This window comes from Streptomyces iakyrus (genome assembly GCF_000717055.1).
GTDB lineage: Bacteria > Actinomycetota > Actinomycetes > Streptomycetales > Streptomycetaceae > Streptomyces > Streptomyces iakyrus.
In genome coordinates this window covers 91386-110745 of sequence record NZ_JNXI01000020.1, presented here as the reverse complement: position 1 = coordinate 110745, position 19360 = coordinate 91386, and the positions used below count along the sequence as shown (strand labels likewise).

Annotated in this window: 21 protein-coding genes; 8 read left to right on the top strand and 13 right to left on the bottom strand. The window is 73.1% G+C overall.

Annotation, left to right across the window (positions count from 1 at the left end):
* Positions 1-5: 5 nt before the first annotated feature.
* Positions 6-293, top strand: a complete 288-nt coding sequence (locus OO68_RS29585) for a DUF4031 domain-containing protein (protein ID WP_033312245.1) — start codon at positions 6-8, stop codon at positions 291-293.
* On the opposite strand, the gene OO68_RS29580 is transcribed toward OO68_RS29585, so the two are convergent.
* Positions 263-1342, bottom strand: a complete 1080-nt coding sequence (locus OO68_RS29580) for a GNAT family N-acetyltransferase (RefSeq protein ID WP_245237213.1) — start codon at positions 1340-1342, stop codon at positions 263-265. The genes OO68_RS29585 and OO68_RS29580 overlap by 31 nt on opposite strands.
* A 10-nt stretch (positions 1343-1352) precedes the next feature.
* On the bottom strand, positions 1353-2015 hold the full coding sequence (locus OO68_RS29575) for an HD domain-containing protein (protein ID WP_033312243.1): 663 nt from the start codon (positions 2013-2015) through the stop codon (positions 1353-1355).
* Positions 2016-2062: 47 nt separating this feature from the next.
* Between OO68_RS29575 and OO68_RS29570 the strand changes: the two genes are divergently transcribed.
* Positions 2063-2743 (top strand): maleylpyruvate isomerase family mycothiol-dependent enzyme, encoded by a 681-nt coding sequence (locus tag OO68_RS29570; protein ID WP_033312242.1) that lies wholly within the window; start codon positions 2063-2065, stop codon positions 2741-2743.
* Between the two features lie 102 nt (positions 2744-2845).
* Complete coding sequence (locus OO68_RS29565) at positions 2846-3538, top strand: copper homeostasis protein CutC (RefSeq protein WP_033312241.1); 693 nt, start codon at positions 2846-2848, stop codon at positions 3536-3538.
* Positions 3539-3631: 93 nt separating this feature from the next.
* Here the strand turns inward: OO68_RS29565 and OO68_RS29560 are convergent, their stop codons facing one another.
* Both OO68_RS29560 and OO68_RS29555 read right to left on the bottom strand, forming a co-directional pair.
* Positions 3632-4288: a maleylpyruvate isomerase family mycothiol-dependent enzyme gene (locus OO68_RS29560; protein WP_033312240.1), complete on the bottom strand. Its 657-nt coding sequence runs from the start codon at positions 4286-4288 to the stop codon at positions 3632-3634.
* An 88-nt stretch (positions 4289-4376) separates the two neighbouring features.
* The gene (locus OO68_RS29555) at positions 4377-6416 is read right to left on the bottom strand and encodes a HelD family protein (RefSeq protein WP_033312239.1); all 2040 of its coding nucleotides are present in this window, start codon (positions 6414-6416) and stop codon (positions 4377-4379) included.
* A gap of 320 nt (positions 6417-6736) precedes the next feature.
* Between OO68_RS29555 and OO68_RS29550 the strand changes: the two genes are divergently transcribed.
* Positions 6737-6925, top strand: coding sequence for a hypothetical protein (locus tag OO68_RS29550; protein WP_033312238.1), 189 nt, complete (start codon positions 6737-6739; stop codon positions 6923-6925).
* 13 nt (positions 6926-6938) lie between these two features.
* Here OO68_RS29550 and OO68_RS29545 read toward each other — a convergent pair whose 3' ends face one another.
* Positions 6939-8582, bottom strand: coding sequence for a DNA repair helicase XPB (locus tag OO68_RS29545; protein ID WP_033312237.1), 1644 nt, complete (start codon positions 8580-8582; stop codon positions 6939-6941).
* Between the two features lie 188 nt (positions 8583-8770).
* On the opposite strand from OO68_RS29545, the gene istB reads away from it, so the two are divergent.
* Complete coding sequence (gene istB / locus OO68_RS29540; protein ID WP_245237211.1) at positions 8771-9991, top strand: IS21-like element helper ATPase IstB; 1221 nt, start codon at positions 8771-8773, stop codon at positions 9989-9991.
* Here the strand turns inward: istB and OO68_RS29535 are convergent.
* The 3 genes from OO68_RS29535 to OO68_RS29530 form a co-directional block, all read right to left on the bottom strand.
* Positions 9972-10157, bottom strand: coding sequence for a hypothetical protein (locus OO68_RS29535; protein ID WP_033312235.1), 186 nt, complete (start codon positions 10155-10157; stop codon positions 9972-9974). The genes istB and OO68_RS29535 overlap by 20 nt on opposite strands.
* Before the next feature lie 96 nt (positions 10158-10253).
* Positions 10254-10385 carry a hypothetical protein gene (locus tag OO68_RS48345; protein ID WP_257784341.1) on the bottom strand — a complete coding sequence of 44 codons (132 nt, stop codon included), beginning with the start codon at positions 10383-10385 and terminating at the stop codon, positions 10254-10256.
* A gap of 167 nt (positions 10386-10552) precedes the next feature.
* Positions 10553-13093 (bottom strand): helicase C-terminal domain-containing protein, encoded by a 2541-nt coding sequence (locus OO68_RS29530; protein ID WP_033312234.1) that lies wholly within the window; start codon positions 13091-13093, stop codon positions 10553-10555.
* A gap of 153 nt (positions 13094-13246) precedes the next feature.
* Between OO68_RS29530 and OO68_RS29525 the strand changes: the two genes are divergently transcribed.
* Together OO68_RS29525 and OO68_RS29520 are read left to right on the top strand one after the other, a co-directional pair.
* Positions 13247-14236 (top strand): hypothetical protein, encoded by a 990-nt coding sequence (locus tag OO68_RS29525; RefSeq protein WP_033312403.1) that lies wholly within the window; start codon positions 13247-13249, stop codon positions 14234-14236.
* Between the two features lie 43 nt (positions 14237-14279).
* Complete coding sequence (locus OO68_RS29520) at positions 14280-14903, top strand: HAD family hydrolase (RefSeq protein WP_033312233.1); 624 nt, start codon at positions 14280-14282, stop codon at positions 14901-14903.
* Here OO68_RS29520 and OO68_RS29515 read toward each other — a convergent pair.
* Positions 14882-15130 (bottom strand): hypothetical protein, encoded by a 249-nt coding sequence (locus OO68_RS29515; RefSeq protein WP_033312232.1) that lies wholly within the window; start codon positions 15128-15130, stop codon positions 14882-14884. The genes OO68_RS29520 and OO68_RS29515 overlap by 22 nt on opposite strands.
* 164 nt (positions 15131-15294) lie before the next feature.
* Between OO68_RS29515 and OO68_RS48340 the strand changes: the two genes are divergently transcribed.
* Positions 15295-15678 carry a cold-shock protein gene (locus tag OO68_RS48340; protein WP_033312231.1) on the top strand — a complete coding sequence of 128 codons (384 nt, stop codon included), beginning with the start codon at positions 15295-15297 and terminating at the stop codon, positions 15676-15678.
* A 5-nt stretch (positions 15679-15683) separates the two neighbouring features.
* On the opposite strand, the gene OO68_RS29505 is transcribed toward OO68_RS48340, so the two are convergent.
* The 4 genes from OO68_RS29505 to OO68_RS29490 all read right to left on the bottom strand — a co-directional run bounded on the left by OO68_RS29505 (position 15684) and on the right by OO68_RS29490 (position 19185).
* Positions 15684-16532, bottom strand: coding sequence for a 1,4-dihydroxy-6-naphtoate synthase (locus OO68_RS29505; RefSeq protein ID WP_033312230.1), 849 nt, complete (start codon positions 16530-16532; stop codon positions 15684-15686).
* Positions 16522-17232, bottom strand: coding sequence for a futalosine hydrolase (locus tag OO68_RS29500; protein ID WP_078625540.1), 711 nt, complete (start codon positions 17230-17232; stop codon positions 16522-16524). Before OO68_RS29500 ends, OO68_RS29505 begins: the two co-directional genes overlap by 11 nt.
* A complete protein-coding gene (locus OO68_RS29495; RefSeq protein WP_033312229.1) occupies positions 17202-17675 on the bottom strand; it encodes a hypothetical protein in 474 nt (157 codons plus the stop codon). The genes OO68_RS29500 and OO68_RS29495 overlap by 31 nt, the downstream gene beginning before the upstream one ends.
* 76 nt (positions 17676-17751) lie before the next feature.
* Positions 17752-19185, bottom strand: a complete 1434-nt coding sequence (locus OO68_RS29490; RefSeq protein ID WP_033312228.1) for an MFS transporter — start codon at positions 19183-19185, stop codon at positions 17752-17754.
* Positions 19186-19360: the final 175 nt, after the last annotated feature.

Sequence of the window (19360 nt, the reverse complement as noted above, 5' to 3'; positions counted from 1 at the left end):
CCTTCGTGACGATCTACGTCGACCCGCCGACCTGGCCCGGCCACGGCCGCATGTGGTCCCACCTCGTCAGCGACGTCTCCTACGACGAGCTCCACACCTTCGCCGCGCGCCTCGGCGTCCCCCGCCGGGCCTTCGAGCGCGACCACTACGACATCCCCGACGAGCGGTACGCCGACGTGGTGGCCGCCGGGGCCGTGGAGGTCAGCAGCCGCGAGGTGGTGCGGCTGCTGTACGCGGCGGGGCTGCGGCGGCCCAAGGGGCGCTATCCCTCGCGGGGTTCGCGCAGCTCGTAGGTCAGGAGCTCGGGGTCCTCGGCGACCTGGGTGAAGCCGGCCCGCGCGAGCACGTTCTGCGAGGGCTGGTTGCCCCGCTCGACGTTCGCGACCACGGTCCGCACCTCGTCCCGCTCCAGCGCCCAGGCCGACAGCGTGCGCAGCGCCTCGGTGGCGTAGCCGTGGCCGCGGGCGCCCTCGACCAGGTCGTAGCCGATCTCGACCCGCCCGGCCTCGTCCGGGACGCCGTGGAAGCCCATCGCGCCGAGCGCGCGGCCGTCCTCGCGCCGGACGAGCACGTACATGCCCCACTCCGGCCGGTGGACCCCGTCCTCGTACTGCTTGTACACCAGCCCGGCGCCGACCCGGGTGCCCTCGACCGGGCCGCCCTCGATCCACGCGAAGCCGCCGTCGCCGACCGTGGACAGGTCGGTGGCCGCCGCGGGCGTGACGCCCTCCAGGGTGAGCCGCTCGGCGTCGATCACCAGGTTGTTGTTCCAGCGCCACTCGGTGAGCGGGACGCGGCCTGGCAGTTCCCCGCGGCCGGTGGCCCACAGCAGGGTCGGCCACGGGGTGGGGCCGGGCTGGACGTGCGGGAAGAGCCGGGTGAGCACGAAGTCGCACAGCTCGGGCGCCGGTTCGTACGACAGGCCCAGCCCCTCGCAGATGTCGTGCGTGTGCAGCAGCACCTCGACCACGCCCATCGCGGCGAACCCCTCACGGTTCGCGCTGCGGAACGGGTACGGGTGGAAGGCCCGCACGTGCCGCGGGGCGGTACGGATCGCGGCCGCGAGCAGGGCCCCCGTCGTGCGGATCACCCGCAGCACGTCCGCGTTGCCGGTGTTCTCCTCCATCGACAGCTCGAACGGCGACCACCCGTCCTGCTCCCGCCCCGCCAGCTGCCCCGCGTACGCGATGAGGACCTCGGCGGTGTGCACCGCCGTCTGCCGGCAGTCCCAGTCGAGCCGCCCCGCCCGTACGCCTTCCCACTCCCACTCGGCGACCGCCCCCAGCAGGCTCACGCACTCGGCGACGGCCTGCTCCACCTGTTCCGCTCCCGTTGTCCACATGGTGGGGAGGCTACGAGGCGTCCTGGGGCGGGAGCGACAGCATTTCCAGCTCGGCGGTGAGGTTGTAGCGGGCCGTGGCCTCCCACTCGGTGGTGCCGTGCGGTGTCCTGAACAGGCGCGGGAGGTCGAGGAGTTGGCGCAGGATTGCGGCGCGGCCCTCGCGGAAGGCGTCGCTGGGGACGAAGTGGTACTCCTCGCGGACGGCCGCGGTGTAGGCGGCGTACGCCGACGGGGGCGAGGCGAGGATGGCGAGGTCGGCGTCGCACAGGACCTGGCCGTCGGGGTCGTCGTCGGCGGGGTCGTGGGTGACGGTGAGGCGGACCAGGCGGGCCACCTCGGCGGTCTTCGCGTCGGGAACGCCGGCCTCGGCGAGGGCGCGTTCGGCGAGGCGGGCCGAGCGCTCCTCGTTCTCGGAGCGGTCGGGCAGGTAGACCGCGTCGTGGAACCAGGCGGCCAGCCGCACCACGTCCGGGTCGTCCGCGTACCGCTCCAGCTCGTCGACGCGGTCGAGGACCGCCGTGAGGTGCCCGACCGTGTGGTACCGGCGCTGGGGCTCCTGCCAGCGGGTGAGCAGGGCATCGGCGTACGGCGCCGGGTCCGGGCCGCCGGCCGGGCCCCGGGCCGCTTCCAGGGTGCGGGCGAAGCGGGTGCGCAGGGAGTCGAGATCGGCCATGGGGGCATTCTCCCGCCGAGCGGGGTCGGGCACCTAGCGTGGGGGGCATGACGACACCTGCTGATGTTCCTGACGTACGGGACCCCGAGCAGCCCGGGCGGCTGCTGACGATCGAACGTGACGTGCTGATCCCGCTGCTGCGGGACCGGGCCGGGGAGGACTTCGCGCTGCCTGTCGCCGCGTGCCCGGGCTGGACGGTGCGGGACGTGCTGGCGCACTGCTCGGCCGCGCTGACCCGGGTGGCGGAGGGCAGGTTCGAGGAGGGCGTGTTCTCACCCGAGTCCAACGACCGGGACATCGCGGACCGGGCCGACTGGAGCGACGCGCAGGTCCTCGACGAGCTGGAGCGGGGGATGGGCGCGGCCGGGCCCGCGATCGCCGGGGCCGGCGGCAGGCTGGACGGCCTCGCCCTGGGAGAGTGGGTGCACGCCGAGGACGTCCGCGAGGCCCTCGGCGAGCCGGGGGCGTACGGCGGGGCCGGGCTGCCGGACGCGCTCGCGCTGCTCGCCCGGATCACCCGCGAGCGGGGGCACGTGCCGCTGCACGCCGACCTCGACGACCTGGACGAGCCGCTGCGACTGGGGGAGAGCGGCGGGGAGCGGCCCCCGGGCCGTTTCATCGGGGACGGGCCGACGCTCGTACGGCTGTACACGGGGCGGCCGGTGGACGGGGCGCCGGCGTTCGAGCTGGCCGGGGTGGAGGCGAAGGAGCTCAACATCTACGGCTGAGCGGGGCCCGGGGGCTTCGGATTCCGCGGGAGTGGGCAGCGTAGTCTTTGATTGGACTAGACCTGTCGCCGATCGCCGACGCCCATCCGACGAAGGGGCCCCATGAGCAAGCGTGCAGTCCTGGAGGTGATCGCCCTCGGCGTCGAGGACGCGGTCGCCGCCCAGGCGGGAGGCGCGGACCGCCTTGAGCTGGTCACCGACATGGCGGCCGACGGGCTCACGCCGTCGGCCGCCACCGTCGCCGGGATCCGGCGTGCGGTCGACATCTCCCTGCGGGTGATGATCCGGTTGGCGGACGGGTTCGCGGCGGGGGATGTCGACCGGCTCGCCGATACGGCCGCAGAGCTGCGGGAGGCCGGGGCGGAGGAGTTCGTGCTGGGGTTCCTCGACGCAGGGGGTGCGGTTGATCTGGCCGCCGTGGAGCGGGTGGTCGCGGTGCTGGACGGATGCCCCTGGACGTTCCACCGGGCCATCGACCGGGCCGCGGACCGGGACGCCCTGCGCAAGCAGTTGGACGGGATGCCGGGGCTGGACACGTATCTGACGGCCGGGGCATCGGGTGGGGTCGATGAGGGGCTGCCTGTGCTGCTCGCGGAGGCCGGGCGGGGCGGGGAGCCCGGGTATGAGCAGCGGTTGCTCGTGGGGGGTGGGTTGCGGCTCGATCACGTCCCGGTGCTGCTGAAGGCCGGGGTCGACGGGTTCCACATCGGCGGGGCGGCCCGGCCGGGGGGCTGGGACGAGCCGGTGTCCGCGGAGGCTGTCGCGGAGTGGCGGGCTGCGCTGGACGGCTCTTGAGGGGGCTGCCCGACTCGGCGAGGGCCGACTGGGTGCGCGGCCCGGCCCGAGGGGGCGCGGCTGCGCCCACCCGGGCCGCCCTCAGTTCGCTCCTCAACCCGAGCGCAGGCGGGCGCGCAGGACGGCCACACCGTCCCCCTCAAGGTCCTCACAGGCCGCTGCACGGCCTGCCATGCCCATCACCAGTGAGAGGGTCGGCCCCCGGAGCAGATCCCCGGAGCCGGTGCTGAACGGTCCATCAGTGGCCTCGACCCGCAAGCCCGCGATGGCAGTGTTGCTGGAGACGGTGAAATCGCGACCGGCGAAGAACCGGGCCACGGCGGTCGTCGTGGCCACGGGGGGCGTCCTCACGAGCCCCAACGGCCGACGGATGTCCTCGCTGTGGACGACGATTTCGCCCAGCCAGGCCGCAGTATGTCCGCTCGGCCCGGCAGGCCCGTCGACGACTTCGCGAAAGCGCCGCAAGGTCTCTTCAGGTGTGGCGCCACGGTGCTGTGCGAGTCGTCGGTCGTTGTGCAGACCGGAGTCGAACCGAGCGGCCACCATGCTCAGCAGCCACCGCCACATCCTCGTGCTCGCCCCCGCCGTGAGATGGGCTACGACCTCCTCGACGGTCCAGCGTTCGCACAGTGATGCTTTCGCCCACTGAGCATCGCTGAGCCCGACGAGGTCTTGAGCGAGCGCGGACCGCTCGACTCGGATCGCCCTTTCCAGAGCTTCCCGGGTTTCCAGAACGTGTGGTTCAGCCATGGGGCGGCCTCCAGAGAACGGATGTCCTGCATCAGACTCCTGCCGCCGCCCGAACTCATCGGCCGCGTCCACGGGGCGCGTGGCGCGGCTAAGCCAGCTGGTCCGGCAGCGGGGCCATGTGGGTCACCGTCAGGCCCGATACCGCCCTCGTCAGGGCCACGTACAGGCGGCGTAGGCCCGTTCGTTCGTCCGGCTCGCCGTCGACGACTGCCCGGGGGTCGTCCAGGACCACGTAGTCGTACTCCAGGCCCTTCGCCAGGGACGCCGGGACCAGGGTCAGGCGGGTGTCCTGGGTGGTCTCCTCGCCGGGGCCGAGATAGGGGATGCCGGCCTCCGTCAAGGCCTCGGCCAGTTCGGGCACGCGGGCGTCCGCCGCGATCAGGCCCGTCGAGCCCTCGTGGCGCAGCGACTCGCGGCAGGCCTCGACCACGTCCTTGGAGCCGGAGACCGGCCGGACCTCGAAGTGGCCCGGGTTCTCGCGGATCGACACCACCGGGGTGAGCCCCGGGGCGATGTGCGGGAGCAGCCGGGAGGCGTAGGTGATGACGTCCGTCGGGACACGGAAACCGGCCGTCAGTTCCTCCACCAGGGCGTCATGCTTGCCGAGGTGTGCCAGTGCCTCCTGCCAGCTCCGGGTCGCCCAGGGCGTCGTGCCCTGCGCCAGGTCGCCGAGGACGGTGGCGCTGCCGGTGGTGCAGCGGCGGCCGACCGCCCGGTACTGCATGGGGGAGAGGTCCTGCGCCTCGTCGAGGACGACGTGGCCGAGGGAGTGCGTGCGCTGGATCAGGTCGGTGGCCTCGTCGATCAGGACGGCGTCCGCCGTCGACCACTTGGCCGACTTCACACTGCGAGCCGGCTTCGCCCAGAGGATCGCCTTCTGCTCGTCCTCGTCGAGGATCCCCTCGGCGTGCACGGCGAGGAACTCCGCGTCCGACAGCAGCCGCAGCACCAGCTTCGCCGGGTCGACCGCCGGCCAGACCGCCTTCACCGCCGCCTTGACCGCGCTGTTGCGGGCGACCGCGTCCTGCACCCGGTCGTCCGGCGCCTCACCCGACCGTTCCATCTGCACCAGCACGGCGTGCGCGATGCGCTGCGGCAGGGCCTCGCGGGCAGCGCCGTAGCGGATGTCGCGGTCGAGCAACTCGCGGACGAGCTCCTCCAGTTCGTAGGCCGGGACCCGCCAGCGGCGGGAGCCGCGCACGACCACGACCGGCTCGGTGGGCATCGTGACGTGCGAGTAGAGCGCCCTGCGCAGCACCCGCGCCAGCCGGGCGTCGCCCTTGACGACGGCGGCCGTCGCGTCGTCCGTGCCCTTGATCTCGACGTGGGCGACGAGGTCGTCGACGGTGGCCTGCTGGACGGCCAGCTCGCCCAGCGCGGGCAGGACTTGCTCGATGTAGTGCAGGAAGGACCGGTTCGGGCCGATGACCAGCGTGCCGGTACGGGCGAGCCGCTCACGGTGGGCGTAGAGGAGGTAGGCGACCCGGTGCAGGCCGACGGCGGTCTTCCCGGTGCCCGGGCCGCCCTGCACGCACACCGTGCCGGAGAGGCCGGACCGGACGATCTCGTCCTGCTCGGGCTGGATCGTCGCGACGATGTCCCGCATCGGGCCGACGCGCGGCCGCTCGATCTCCCGCTGGAGGAGCTTGCTGGTTCGGGCCGCCTCCGCCGGGTCCGACAGGTGCTCGTCCTCGTACGCCGTGAGGTCGCCGCCCGTGTAGCCGAAGCGGCGGCGCAGCGCGATGTCCATCGGGTCCTTCTTGGAGGCCCGGTAGAACGGCTGCGAGACCGGCGCGCGCCAGTCGATGACCATGGGGTCGCCGTCGTGGTCGTGTACATGGCGGCGACCGATGTAGAAACGCTCCCCCTCCGCGCCCTCCGCCGCTTCCGCGCCCGGCGCGTGCAGGTAGTCGAGCCGGCCGAAGAACAGCGGGGTGCCGCTGAGGTCGGCCAGTGCCTTGATGCGCTCCTCGATCTGGTGGGCCAGCGCCTCGGCGTTGACCCAGTTCGCGGTGACGTCGCTGATGTCGAGGGCCTCGACGCCCTCGCGCATGGCGCGCAGGGCGGAACGGGACGCGGAGAGGTGGGAGCGCTCACGCGCGAGCGGGTCGTCGACGGGCGTGGACAAGGGGGTGCCTCCGGAGGGACCTGCTGAAGAGTGGGTGGTGAGATGCCGGCCGGTTTCCGTCCGGTCGGCGGCACTCCGTGAGGGAGGCGGGCAAGAGCGGAGATCCTAGAGGAGCGGGGCGCCGACCGCGAACGGTTTTTCTCCGCCCCTCCTCTTCTTCTCTCCCTCTTCTTCTCTTCCCCCTCTCTTCCCTCATCCCCTAGGGGACAGGGCCCTCCTCCCTGAGGGGGCCGGGTCGGTCCACGGGCGTACGCGGAGCACCGCACAGTTCGGTCCAGAGACCGACGCAGGCTTTACGGGCGAAAACGCACCATGGAGACATGAGCGCAGCAACCATCTCCCCCGCCCCGGCACCGGGCCGCCCGCCCGGCGCCACCGCCGTGGTCGGCAGTCACCGCCACCGCCTCGGCGATGCCCTGCGCGCCGTCAAGGTCTTCGCGGGCGCCGCCTTCGACGTGGTCGTCCTCGGTCAGTACGGAGAGGAAGTCGGCGTCGTCCGCCGCAAGTGAGCGGACCGGCCCGTCAGCTCTCCGCCAGCAGCTCGTCCGCGTCCATGATCCGGTACGCGTAGCCCTGCTCCGCCAGGAAGCGCTGGCGATGGGCCGCGAAGTCCTGGTCGATGGTGTCCCGGGCGACCACGGAGTAGAAGTGAGCCTGGTGGCCGTCGGACTTGGGGCGCAGGACCCGGCCAAGGCGCTGGGCCTCCTCCTGCCGGGAGCCGAAGGTGCCCGAGACCTGGATGGCGACCGTCGCCTCCGGCAGGTCGATCGAGAAGTTCGCGACCTTGGACACCACGAGCACGCTGATCTCGCCCTCGCGGAAGGCGTCGAAGAGCTTCTCCCGCTGCGCGTTCGACGTCTCACCCTTGATCACGGGCGCGCCCAGATGCTCCCCGAGCTCGTCGAGCTGGTCGATGTACTGCCCGATGACGAGGATCTGCTGCCCGGCGAACTTCCGCACGATCGCCTCGGTCACCTTCCGCTTCGTCGCGGTCGTCGCGCAGAAGCGGTACTTCTCCTCCGTCTCGGCCGTGGCGTACGCGAGCCGCTCGGAGTCGGTCAGATTGACCCGGACCTCGACGCAGTCGGCGGGCGCGATGTAGCCCTGTGCCTCGATCTCCTTCCACGGCGCGTCGAACCGCTTGGGGCCGATCAGGGAGAACACGTCCGACTCGCGGCCGTCCTCGCGGACCAGGGTGGCGGTCAGGCCGAGCCGCCGCCGCGCCTGGAGGTCGGCGGTGAACTTGAAGACCGGCGCGGGCAGCAGGTGCACCTCGTCGTAGACGATCAGCCCCCAGTCCCGCGAGTCGAACAGCTCCAGGTGCGGGTAGACGCCCTTCCGCCGGGTCGTCAGCACCTGGTACGTGGCGATCGTGACGGGCCGGATCTCCTTCTTCGTCCCGCTGTACTCGCCGATCTCGTCCTCGGTGAGCGACGTCCGCTTCACCAGCTCGTGCTTCCACTGCCGGGCCGAGACGGTGTTCGTGACGAGAATGAGGGTGGTCGACTTCGCCTGCGCCATCGACCCGGCCCCGACCAGCGTCTTCCCGGCGCCGCAGGGCAGGACGACGACGCCCGAGCCGCCGTGCCAGAAGTTCTCGACGGCCTGCTTCTGGTACGGCCGGAGCGCCCAGCCGTCCTCGGCCAGCTCGATCTGGTGCGCCTCGCCGTCGACGTACCCGGCGAGGTCCTCGGCGGGCCAGCCCAGCTTCAGCAGCGTCTGCTTGATCTGCCCGCGCTCGGAGGGGTGCACGACGACCGTGTCCGGGTCGATACGGGCGCCGACCAGCGGCGTGATCCGCTTCGACCGCAGGATCTCCTCCAGCACCGGGCGGTCGGTCGTGGTCAGCACCAGCCCGTGCGCCGGGTGTTTGGACAGGGTGAGACGGCCGTAGCGGTCCATCGTCTCGGCGATGTCCACGAGCAGCGCGTGCGGCACCGGGTAGCGGCTGTACTGCACGAGCGCGTCCACGACCTGCTCGGCGTCATGCCCCGCCGCCCGCGCGTTCCACAGGCCCAGCGGGGTCACGCGGTAGGTGTGGATGTGCTCCGGCGCCCGCTCCAGTTCGGCGAACGGGGCGATGGCCCGGCGGCAGTCGTCGGCCTGCTCGTGGTCGACTTCCAGGAGCAGGGTCTTGTCTGACTGGACGATCAGCGGACCATTCACGCGGCACCCTTTCTGTGGCCGGAGGGCTCGGACGGCTCGACAGCGCGATGCCTCGGCCAAACGTCCAGTGTGCCTGATCGACCGCGTCAGGTGGTGTGATCTGCGCGCCCGGTCGTACTGAATGCCTATTCATCCCAACGTGTGGTGTGAATTCAGTTTTTCCGGTGCGGCCCCGAAGAATGGCGCAGGTGCAGAACCCGACGACCACCACCCTCGGATACGCTCTGTTCGCCACCCGCTGGCTCCAGGCCCCGCTGTACTTCGGGCTGGTGGCGGCCCAGGGCGTCTACGTCTACAAGTTCTTCAAGGAGCTCTGGACCTTAATCCTGATGTGCGTGAGCGGGCACGCCACCGAGACGTACGTGATGCTCGCGGTGCTCAAGCTGGTCGACGTCGTCATGATCGCCAACCTGCTGATCATGGTGATCGTCGGCGGCTACGAGACGTTCGTCTCGCGCATCGGCCTCCAGGGCCACCGTGACCAGCCGGAATGGCTCTCGCACGTCAACTCCAACGTGCTGAAGGTCAAGCTCGCCACGGCGATCGTGGGCATCTCCTCCGTGCACCTGCTCCAGATGTTCGTGGACGTCCACCACACCTCCCGGCACGCCCTGCTGTGGGGGACGGTGATCCACATGGCGTTCATCGCCTCGGCCGCGATCCTCGCCTACATGTCGGGCCCGATGGTCGCCCACACCGACCGCGCCCACACCGACCGCGCGCCGGCCGCGCCCGCGCAGGCCCCCGACCACGGAAGCCGGCAGCACACGGAACCGGAATCCGAGAGGCACCGGGCCGCCGCCATCCCCCCGCAACCCGCCCCCGACACCGACGCCGAAGCCCGGATCCATGCCGCCGGGTTCCCGGCGCGCAAGGTGCTGGAGGAGTTCGACCAGCAGCATCCCCGCGGCTTGGACCGGGACGTCCTCGCGCGGCTCGGCAAGGCGGACTTCGTCGACGCCCGGCGGAACGTGGTCTTCGTCGGGCCGCCCGGCACCGGCAAGACCCACCTGGCCGTCGCCCTGGGCATGCGGGCCTGTCAGGCCGGGCACCGGGTGTTGTTCGCGACCGCCGCCGAGTGGGCCGCCCGGCTCGCAGGCGCCCGGGCCGCCGGCCGGCTCGACGCGGAGCTGGCCGCTCTCGACGATCACCCCCTCCTGATCGTCGACGAGGTCGGCTACACGCCCCTCGACGCGGCGAGCGCGGGCCTGTTCTTCCAGCTCGTCTCGCATCGCTACGAGCGGGCCTCGCTGATCGTGACCAGCGACCGCCCGCTCGGCCGCTGGGACGAGGTCTTCGGCCCGTCCGCCCCGGCGCTGACGGACCGTCTCGCCCATCACGCCGAGATCGTGCGGCTGGACGGCGACAGCTACCGGACGCGCCGCGCTGCTACAGCGTGGGCAGACTGACGTTCTGGACGAGCGGGCCTTCGATGGAGACCCCCTCGGTGACCAGCGGCTCCACCGCGGTGACCGGCAGCGGCAGGGGCGGCGGAGCGGCCGCGGCGGCGGAGGGCGCGAGCACCCCCACGATCGCGGCGGCACAGACGGCGACGGCGGGAAGGTTCTCACGCATGAGGACGGCAGGGCCTTTCCAGGACTGAGGGACGGGACACCGCAGCGCGGGCCGGTCCGGAGCGCCCGGCCCGGCCCGACGGGTACGCGGGGCGGATCAGATCTGCGGTGTCTCCAGGACGAGGCCGGCGACATCGATGCTCACCGCGGAGGCCGGGGTGGCGAGCCCCCCGAACGTCATCAGGGCGGCGGTGGCGAGGACGGCGGCGACGCGACGGACAACGCGCATGCGGAGGACTTCCTTTCGGCGGAGCTCACAGGACACCCGGTGGCTGCCCCCGCGCACCCGGCGTGATGCGGCACGCCCGGGAAGGTCGCCCGAGCGTGGGACATCCCCGGCGTGGCGTGCATGAACGCCCGCCTGCACCCGAACGGGTGACGCGGGCCGAGCCGCCGTCAGCCCGCGTCGTCGGCGAGCTCCGCGACCCCGGTGATCCGGTGCAGCGGATACGTGCGGACCTCGTCCGCGGTGTGGTCGTACGCCGTGACGAAGCCGCCCTCGACGCGGACCGGCGCGATGACCCGCTGGCTGGCGGCCCCCTCGGCGTTGACGTAGCCGATCCACAGGGCCTCGCCGGTGAGGACGGCGGCCTGCATGGTGGCCAGGGTCTCGGCGGCGCCGGTGCGGGGCAGCTCGCCGTTGCCCGCCGGGGCCGTGCCGGGCTTGCGCGGGGTGGTGGAGGCGAGGTCGCCGGCCCGGATGGCGCGCAGCGCGGCCGCCAGGAGGGTGTCGTCGGGGACCGGCGGGCCGTCCGGCACCGGCTCGGGCGCGGTGCGCGGCGGGGTGCGGTGGGCGAGGGCGCGGGTGATCAGCACGTCGCCCTCGGCGGACTCGGCGGCCGGCGCGAACCCCATCGCCCGCAGGCCTTCCAGCAGCCCCGCCGGGTCGGCCTGCGCGGCCAGCACGGTCGGGGCGAGCCGGCGCAGCCCGAGGCCGGCGGCCCGCTTGTCGGCGAGGATCTCGCTGAGCACCGCGTCGTCGTCGCAGCGCACGTAGGCCGAGGCCGCGCCGACGCGCAGATGGCCGTGCCGGCGGGCCACGTCGTCGATCAGGTACGCCAGCGGCTGCGGCACCGGCGTGCGGGAGTGCGCGGCGAGGAAGGCGTGCAGGTCGGAGGCGGCCTGCCCGGCGTCCAGCGCCCGCCGCACCGAGCCGGGCGTGAACCGGTAGACGGTCGCCCCGCCCTTGGACTCGACGTCCGCCAGCACCCCCAGCATGTCCGCGAGCGGCCGTTGCAGGGGCCCGGGCGCCACGGCCGTCAGGTCGGCCTGGAGCAGCACGTGGTCCAGCGGCTCGGGCAGCAGCGGCGCGAGCAGCCGGGCCGCGGCGGCCGAGGCGACGGCCTGCTCGGCGGGGGAGAGGGGAGCGAGCGGGGCGGGGCGGTGATGGTGGTGGACGGGCAGCTTGTCCCCCGGCCCGGAGGGCTCCCCCTCCGGGCCCGGCGCGGGAGCCGCGGGCGCGCCCAGCAGCGCCCGGCCCTGGGCCGACAGCGCGCCCCGGCCCGTGACACCCAGCAGCTCCGCCTCGGACAGGGCCCACTCGGCGAGCCGGCCGCGCAGGTCGTCCTCGCGCCGGTCGCCGCGCAGGGGCCGCTCCCAGCGCAGCCGGGCCAGCACCGTCCCGGCGACCGGAGCGGCGCCCTCCGGCAGCCCGGCCAGCAGCGCCAGCACCCGGTGCCGTACCTCGGGCGCCGCCGAGCGGTCCAGGCCCGGCCCGAGGGCCGACAACGTACGGTCCTTGGCGTCCCGCCCGCCCACCAGACCCGCCGTGCGGGTGGCCGCGAGCCAGGCCGTGACCAGCCGCGACCAGCGCTCGGCGGGCGGCTGCTCCAGCCACTCGTCATACGCCGGGGTCGCCGCGTACCGCTCGTCGGCCTCGCCGTCCGAGGCGATCAGGCCCGCCGCGTACGCCAGCTCCACCCAGAACGCGGCGGCCGGCTCGGGCACGTCCAGGGCGACCGCGGTCCGCTTGAGGTCCCGCACGCTCAGCCCACCGGCCCGCAGCACCGCCGGCCCGCCCTCGTCCCAGTCCTTCAGCAGCTCCTCGACGGTCGCGAGCGCGGTGTACGCCTGCCCGGCCGCGGCACTGTCCACAACCTGTGGACGATGGACGGCGGCCGCCTCCACGACCGGCGGCACGGGCTCGGGCGCGCGGTGCGCCAGGCCCCGCCGCAGGTGCAGGGCCACCTCGCGCGGCAGGACGACCGTCCCGGGCGCCGTCGGCAGCAGCAGGCCGCGGTCCAGCAGCCAGCGCAGCCGGGGCGCCGGATCGTGCGTGACCTGCCCGTACGGCGGTCCCCACACCAGGCGTTCCAGCACGTCGAGTGAGTCGGCAGTGGCGTCGGCCAGCAGCGCGGTCATCCGGGCCCGGTCCGTGAACAGTCCGGCCAGGGCGGTCACCGCGGAGACGGAGTCGTGCGTCGAGGCCAGTCCGGCGGCCGTGACGATCTCCTGGATCCGGCCCGGTGACATCCCGGCGGTGCCCTCCTGCACGGTCGGGCCGAGCCCGGTCGGTGAGGGGTGCTGCGGCGAGGGGGCCAGCAGCTCACGCGCCGTGCGGACCAGCCGCAGCCGGTCGTCGTCGCCCCACACCAGGGCCTGCTCGCGCAGCAGGCCGAGGGCGTGCGGCAGGGCCGCGACGACGGCCGGGTCGGCGTCGTCCCCGGCCATGAGCCCGAGCAGTTCGCCGTAGGTCGCCGGGTCCGCCGCCACGGCCAGCGCCTGCGCCGTCTGCAGCGCGAACCGGTCCAGCCGCTCCAGGGCCCGCACGACCGAGGCGCGGGTGCCGGCGCGGGTCGCGAGCTGGGTGAGGTCGGTGGGGACGGGCGTGATGAGATCCGGGCGGCTGCGCAGGAGCGCGCCCAGCGCGGCGTCGCCCCGCGCGCGGAGCGCTTCCGCGAGGGAGCGGGGGGCCGGGGGCCTGTCCTCGGTGCTCATCCGGTCCACGGTAGCGGGTCGCCCACGGCGGCCGGGCCGACTGTGAGCGGCCTCGCCCCCCGAACGCGGGACGGGCTTTTGGCCGCCCCGCCGGTCCTCGCGGTACCGTCGTGCGACGGCGTCACGCAACGCACCCGCCCCGGAGGGGACTTCGTGGGGATTGAGAGCGACCAGGTCGTTTACGAGTATCTGAGCCGCGTCGGCGACGTGGCCCAGCAGCGGCAGTTGTCGTCGGCCACCCGTATGCGACTGGTCGCGGACCTGCGCAACGAGATCGACAAACGCCGTGCGAAGGCCACCGTCGACTCGCCCGCGGCCGTCCGCCGCATCCTGTCCCGGCTGGGCAGTCCCGACGACATCGTGACCGCAGCGGCGGGCGGCACGGCCGGTGAGCCGTACGGCGCCGCTCCCGCCTCCGTCCCCGTGCAGCGTGAGGCCGAACCGCAGGAGCGGGCGAAGGGCGTCATGCGCCGCGTCGTACCGCGTCCCCGCCCGGGGCGGTCCGCCGAGGAGCCGCAGCCCGCGCCCTCCGACGGCCCGGCCCCGCCGCATCTGGCCGCCGGGCACGAGCTGGGTGACAGTGCGGTCCAGCCGGACTGGTGGCGGGTGGACAGCAGCCCCTTCGGCGTGGGCGACGAGGTGCCGGGCTTCGTGGGCGGCGTGGAACTGCCGGAACTGCTGAAGCCCCCGGCGCCGCGGAAGGCGGTGAAGGAGAAGCCGCACGCCGAGGAGGCGGAGCCGGTCGTCGAGGCGGCGGAGGTGGCCGGGAAAGAGGGCCGCAGCCGTCTTCCGCGCCTTCCCGCCGGGAACTGGAGCAACCCGCTCCTGCTGGTCGCCGCGGGCCTGCTCGTCGCCGGGGCCGTGCTCGGCAACTGGTTCGTCCTCCTGCTCGGCTGGCTCATCGCCTACGCGTCCCGCCGCCTGACCCAGGCCGAGACGAAGTGGGCGGTCGTGGTCCTGCCGGGCCTCTCCGTGGCCGGGGGCCTGGTGTGGCTGTGGGGCCGGATGAACGGCCGCTGGGGCGACCCCATCGCCGAGGGGCACATGAACGCCGCGGTGGCCGAGACCTGGCCCTGGGTGGTGCGGGGCGCTGCGATCGCGTCGGCCCTGTTCCTGGTGTGGCGTTCACAGCGCTCGCGCTAGCCCGCCACGGCCGGACGTCTGCCGTTCACACCGCCTGGGCACAATGGCCCATATGGCACTCACCGTCGGCTTCGACCTCGACATGACCCTCATCGACTCCCGGCCCGGCATCCGCGCCTGCTACCAGGCGCTGTCCGAGCGGACGGGGACGTACATCGACGCCGACCTGGCGGTCACGCGGCTCGGGCCGCCGCTGGCGGAGGAGCTGATCAACTGGTTCCCGGCCGAGGACATCGCGGCCATGGCCGACCTGTACCGGGAGATGTACCCGGCCATCGCCATCACCGCGACCCCGGCGATGACCGGCGCCCGCGAGGCCATCGCGGCCGTACGGGAAGCCGGCGGACGCGCGATAGTCGTCACCGCCAAGTACGAGCCCAACGCCAAACTGCACCTCGCCCACCTGCGCATCGAGCCCGACGCGGTCATCGGCGACCTGTGGGCCGAGCAGAAGGCGGAGGCGCTGCGCGAGCACGACGCGGGCGTCTACGTCGGCGACCACGTCGGGGACGTGCGCGGCGCCCGCACCGCCGGGGCGCTCTCGGTCGCGGTGGCCACCGGCCCCTGCCCTGCGGAGGAACTGCGCGCGGCGGGCGCGGACGTCGTCCTCACCGATCTGACGGAATTCCCGCGGTGGCTTTCGGACTACCGTCCCGCGCGCGCCTGACGGCGTCCCGCCGCCACGGAACGCAGCACTCCCGCGCCGGCCATCAGGAATCCGACCGCCATGAGCATGCTCAATCCGAACATGTACGTCGGAAAGGGCGACGTCCCGAGGAACAACGGGGCGACCGTGACCAGTGTGGCCAGGGCGCCGATGAAGAAGACGACGGCTCCGGCACGGACCAGGCGGTCACCGGGAGCGGCGGAATTCGTTTGGGTTTTGTCACGCACCCGACCAGGGTAGTTCCCAGCGCGAAGGAACAACCGGGTGACGTCTTGTCACCGGCTGCAAGAGCATTAGCCTGGGTACCGGCGGGTCCGTACGACCCGCCCGAGTGCTATCAAGAGCCGTTTCCAGAAGCAGTTTTCCGACGAGTACGAGGACGAGGACAGACGTGCCTACCGGCAAGGTCAAGTGGTTCAACAGCGAGAAGGGCTTCGGCTTTCTCTCCCGCGACGACGGCGGTGACGTCTTCGTCCATTCCTCCGTCCTCCCCGCCGGAGTCGACACGCTCAAGCCCGGTCAGCGCGTGGAGTTCGGCGTCGTCGCCGGACAGCGCGGCGACCAGGCACTGTCCCTGGCGATCCTGGACCCGACCCCGTCCGTCGCCGCCGCGACCCGCAAGAAGCCCGACGAGCTGGCCTCGATCGTCCAGGACCTGACGACGCTCCTGGAGAACATCACGCCGATGCTGGAGCGGGGCCGCTACCCCGAGAAGACCGCAGGCAAGAAGATCGCCGGCCTGCTGCGCGCGGTCGCCGACCAGCTGGACGTCTGAAAGCCTCAGGGAAAACGCAGCGCGTCCGGGCCGAGGGGCGGTACGAGCCCTTCGGCCGCCGCGCGGGTGAGCAGCCCGCGCACGGCCGCGTAGCCGTCCTCGCCCAGTTCCGCGGTGAACTCGTTGACGTACAGCCCGATGTGCTGGTCGGCGACGGCCGGGTCCATCTCCTGGGCGTGCTCCATGACGTACGGCCGGGACACCTCGGGGTCGTCCCAGGCGGCGCGCACGGACGTGCGGATGGAGTCGGCGAGCAGCCGCAGCTTCTGCTCGCCCAGCGACCGCTTGGCGATGATCGCGCCCAGCGGGATCGGCAGCCCGGTGGTGTGCTCCCAGTGCTCGCCCATGTCGGCGAGCTTGTGCAGCCCGTAGTTGCGGTACGTGAAGCGCGCCTCGTGGATGACGAGGCCCGCGTCGACCTTGCCGTCCCGCACGGCCGGCATGATCTCGTGGAACGGCATGACGACGATCTCGCCCACCCCGTCGGCCAGGGTGTCCGCGGCCCACAGCCGGAACAGCAGATACGCGGTCGACTTCTCGCTCGGCACGGCGACGGTCCGGCCCGTGAGGTCGGTGTCCGCCTCCCGCGTCAGCACCAGCGGCCCGCAGCCCCGCCCCAGCGCGCCCCCGCAGGGCAGCAGGGCGTAGTCGTCGAGGACGTAGGGCAGCACCGCGTACGACACCTTCAGCACGTCGAACTCGCCGCGCTCGGCCATGCCGTTGGTGACGTCGATGTCGGCGAAGGTCACGTCGAGGGCGGGGGCGCCCGGCAGGCGGTCATGGGCCAGGGCGTCGAAGACGAAGGTGTCGTTAGGGCAGGGCGAGTAGGCGATCTGCAGCTGCTCAACTGTCATGCCGGTTCCAACTCTCCAGTACGGGCGTGAGCTTCCCGAACCCCTCGGTCAAGGCTGCCAGAGCCTCCGGGATGCGCCAGGCGGCGCGGTCCCGCGGCCCGACGGGATTGGAGATCGCCCGGATCTCCAGCACGGGCACCCCCTGCGCGGCGGCGGCCTCGGCGACCCCGAAGCCCTCCATGGCCTCGGCGAGGGCGGTGGGGTGCCGCTCCCGCAGCGCGGCGGCCCGGGCGGCCGTCCCGGTGACGGTCGACACCGTGAGCACGGCCCCGGCCCGGGCCCCGGCGGCGTCGGCGGCCCGCCGTACGAGATCCGCGGGCGGCTGATGCCTGACGGTCCCGAAACCGAGCTCGGTGACCGGCACGAACCCGTCCTCGGTCTCCGCCCCCAGATCGGCCGCGACGATCCCGTCGGCGACCACCAGCGACCCCACCGGCGCCGCGGGCTGGAACCCGCCCCCGATCCCGGCGGACACGACGAGACGGTAGGGCTCGCCCCGCAGGGCGGCGGCGGTGAGCGCGGAGGCGGTGGAGGCAGCCGCCAGAGCGGGCCCGACACCGACGGCGATCACCTCGATGCCGCTGTCACCGGGGCAAGCCCTGGCCACCGCGTCCCGCTCCACAGGGACAGCAGTGGCCACGAGGACCCGGCCGAGCCCAGCGGCAGCGATCAGGCGTCCTTCTTGAGCTTGAAGTTCCAGAGGCCCGACGCGTCCTTGTCGCCCTCCTTGATGGAGACGAGCGTCGAGTTGCCCTGCGCGCCGTACTGGGCGTTGAAGAACACGCTGCCCGGGATCGTGCGGTAGGTCTTCTTGCTGGAGTCGGTCAGCGGCTGACCGTTCATCAGGATCGTCCAGCCCTTGTCGGCGATCTCGGGGTCGACACCGAAGCGCACCGTCTCGTCGGGGTCGACGGAGATGCTCTTGATGCCCTTGTCCTTCAGGCACCCGGCGAGATCGGACTGCTTCAGGGCGTCACCCTCGCCACCGCAGGTGGCCTCGGAGTTCACCGAGTCGCTGCCCACGGTGACCGTGGCCATCGGCGTCGGCTTGTCACAGGCCGACAGGACGAGCAGTCCGGCGGATACGACGCCGGCGACGGCGACGGCGCGGCGGCGTCGCACAACGGATTGCAGCGTGTTCATGGGCGAAGGCTATCGGGCCCGCCCGCCGCACCGCCCACGCGGGGTACGGCTCCCGCACAGTTCCATCAGAAGGGCCCTACGCCACCCGCGCCCGCCCCGGGCTCCCGCGCCGGGCCGAGCCGAGCAGCCCCCGGACGGTCGTCAGCCACCCGGTGCCGACGATCGCGGCGCCCACCGCCAGCCCGGCCGTGCCGTTCAGCGGCATCACGATGCCGACCGCCCCGCCCAGCACCCAGGACATCTGGAGCAGGGTCTCGGAGCGCGCGAAGGCCGACGTCCGGACCAGTTCGGGCACGTCCCGCTGGATCAGCGCGTCCAGGGAGAGCTTGGCCAGGGCCTGGGCGAACCCGGCGATCGCGGCCAGGCCGGCCACCAGGATCGCGCCGAAGAACACCGCGGCCGTGATCGCCGCGCCCGCCACGCAGGCCACGACCGTCACGATGATGATCTCCGGCGCCCGGGAGCGCAGCCACGCCCCGACGGCCGTCCCGAGCGCGTTGCCCACGCCCGCCGAGACGCCCACTATCCCCAGCGACACCGCGGCGCTCTGGCCGGAGATCGGGTGCTCGCGCAGCAGGAACGCCAGGAAGAAGATCAGGAACCCGGTCAGGCAGCGGATGGCGGCGTTGGCGGCCAGCGCGTGGGTGACGGCCGGGCCGACCGTGCGCAGCCCGGGGCGCTTGACCGGCTGCCGGTGCGGGCCGTGCAGGTGCTGCTCGTCCGCCGCCAGCAGGGCGCGGTCCTCGCCCTTGGCGGAGTCGACCTTCGGCGGCAGCGTGAACGACAGGATCGTCCCGGCCACGAACAGCACGAAGGCGCCGTACAGGGGGTAGCGCGGCCCGATCTGCTGGAGTCCGGCGCCGATGGGCGCGGCGATCCCGGTGGCGAGGAGACCGCCGAGGGTGACGCGCGAGTTGGCCTTCACCAGGGAAAAGCGCGGTGGCAGCAGCCGGGGCACCACGGCGCTTCTGACCACGCCGTACGCCTTCGACGAGACGAGGACGCCGAGCGCGGCCGGGTACAGCTCCAGGCCGCCGCTGACGACCGCGCCGGACAGGACGATCGCGAGCAGCGCCCGGGCCAGCATCGCGCCGGCCATCGCGGCGCGGCGGCCGTGCGGGACCCGGTCGAGGAGGGGGCCGATCACGGGCGCGAGGAGGGTGAAGGGCGCCATGGTGATGGCGAGGTACAGGGCGACGCGGCCGCGGGCCTCGTCGGTGGGCACGGAGAAGAAGACGGTGGAGGCGAGGGCGACGGTGATCATGACATCGCCGGCGCCGTTCACGCCGTGCAGTTCGATCAGCTTGCCGAGGCCGGACTCGCCGGCGCCGTGCGCGTGGGTCGCCTTGCGGATGCCGCGGGCGGTGCCGGTCACGGGGAAGTGCAGGGCACGGCCGACCGCACGGAGGGAGCCGCCCAGACGGCCCGGTCCGTTCAGTCGGCTGCTTCCCTTGACCCCTTTCGACCCACCGGTCCCGGTGGCGCCCGGGGGTGTCTTCGCGGCTGCCACGTCGTCATAGTGCCCCGATAAGGCTGTGGGTAGTGCCATTACCGCTTGTATAGGGCCTGTGGGGTGACTGTCCGGGGCACCGGCTCGTGGCCCGGTGAACGGCGCAACAGGACCGTCGGTGTACGCGACGTGGGGCGGAAGGGTAGCGTGCGTATCTCAGCCATCCCGCAAAATG

Bases quoted from the DNA above. Each gene is read 5' to 3' on its own strand.
- OO68_RS29580 (WP_245237213.1), bottom strand. From the start codon at position 1,342: ATGTGGACAACGGGAGCGGAACAGGTGGAGCAGGCCGTCGCCGAGTGC.
- OO68_RS29575 (WP_033312243.1), bottom strand. From the start codon at position 2,015: ATGGCCGATCTCGACTCCCTGCGCACCCGCTTCGCCCGCACCCTGGAA.
- OO68_RS29570 (WP_033312242.1), top strand. From the start codon at position 2,063: ATGACGACACCTGCTGATGTTCCTGACGTACGGGACCCCGAGCAGCCC.
- OO68_RS29565 (WP_033312241.1), top strand. From the start codon at position 2,846: ATGAGCAAGCGTGCAGTCCTGGAGGTGATCGCCCTCGGCGTCGAGGAC.
- OO68_RS29560 (WP_033312240.1), bottom strand. From the start codon at position 4,288: ATGGCTGAACCACACGTTCTGGAAACCCGGGAAGCTCTGGAAAGGGCG.
- OO68_RS29550 (WP_033312238.1), top strand. From the start codon at position 6,737: ATGAGCGCAGCAACCATCTCCCCCGCCCCGGCACCGGGCCGCCCGCCC.
- OO68_RS29535 (WP_033312235.1), bottom strand. From the start codon at position 10,157: ATGCGTGAGAACCTTCCCGCCGTCGCCGTCTGTGCCGCCGCGATCGTG.
- OO68_RS48345 (WP_257784341.1), bottom strand. From the start codon at position 10,385: ATGCGCGTTGTCCGTCGCGTCGCCGCCGTCCTCGCCACCGCCGCCCTG.
- OO68_RS29530 (WP_033312234.1), bottom strand. From the start codon at position 13,093: ATGAGCACCGAGGACAGGCCCCCGGCCCCCCGCTCCCTCGCGGAAGCG.
- OO68_RS29520 (WP_033312233.1), top strand. From the start codon at position 14,280: ATGGCCCATATGGCACTCACCGTCGGCTTCGACCTCGACATGACCCTC.
- OO68_RS29505 (WP_033312230.1), bottom strand. From the start codon at position 16,532: ATGACAGTTGAGCAGCTGCAGATCGCCTACTCGCCCTGCCCTAACGAC.
- OO68_RS29495 (WP_033312229.1), bottom strand. From the start codon at position 17,675: ATGAACACGCTGCAATCCGTTGTGCGACGCCGCCGCGCCGTCGCCGTC.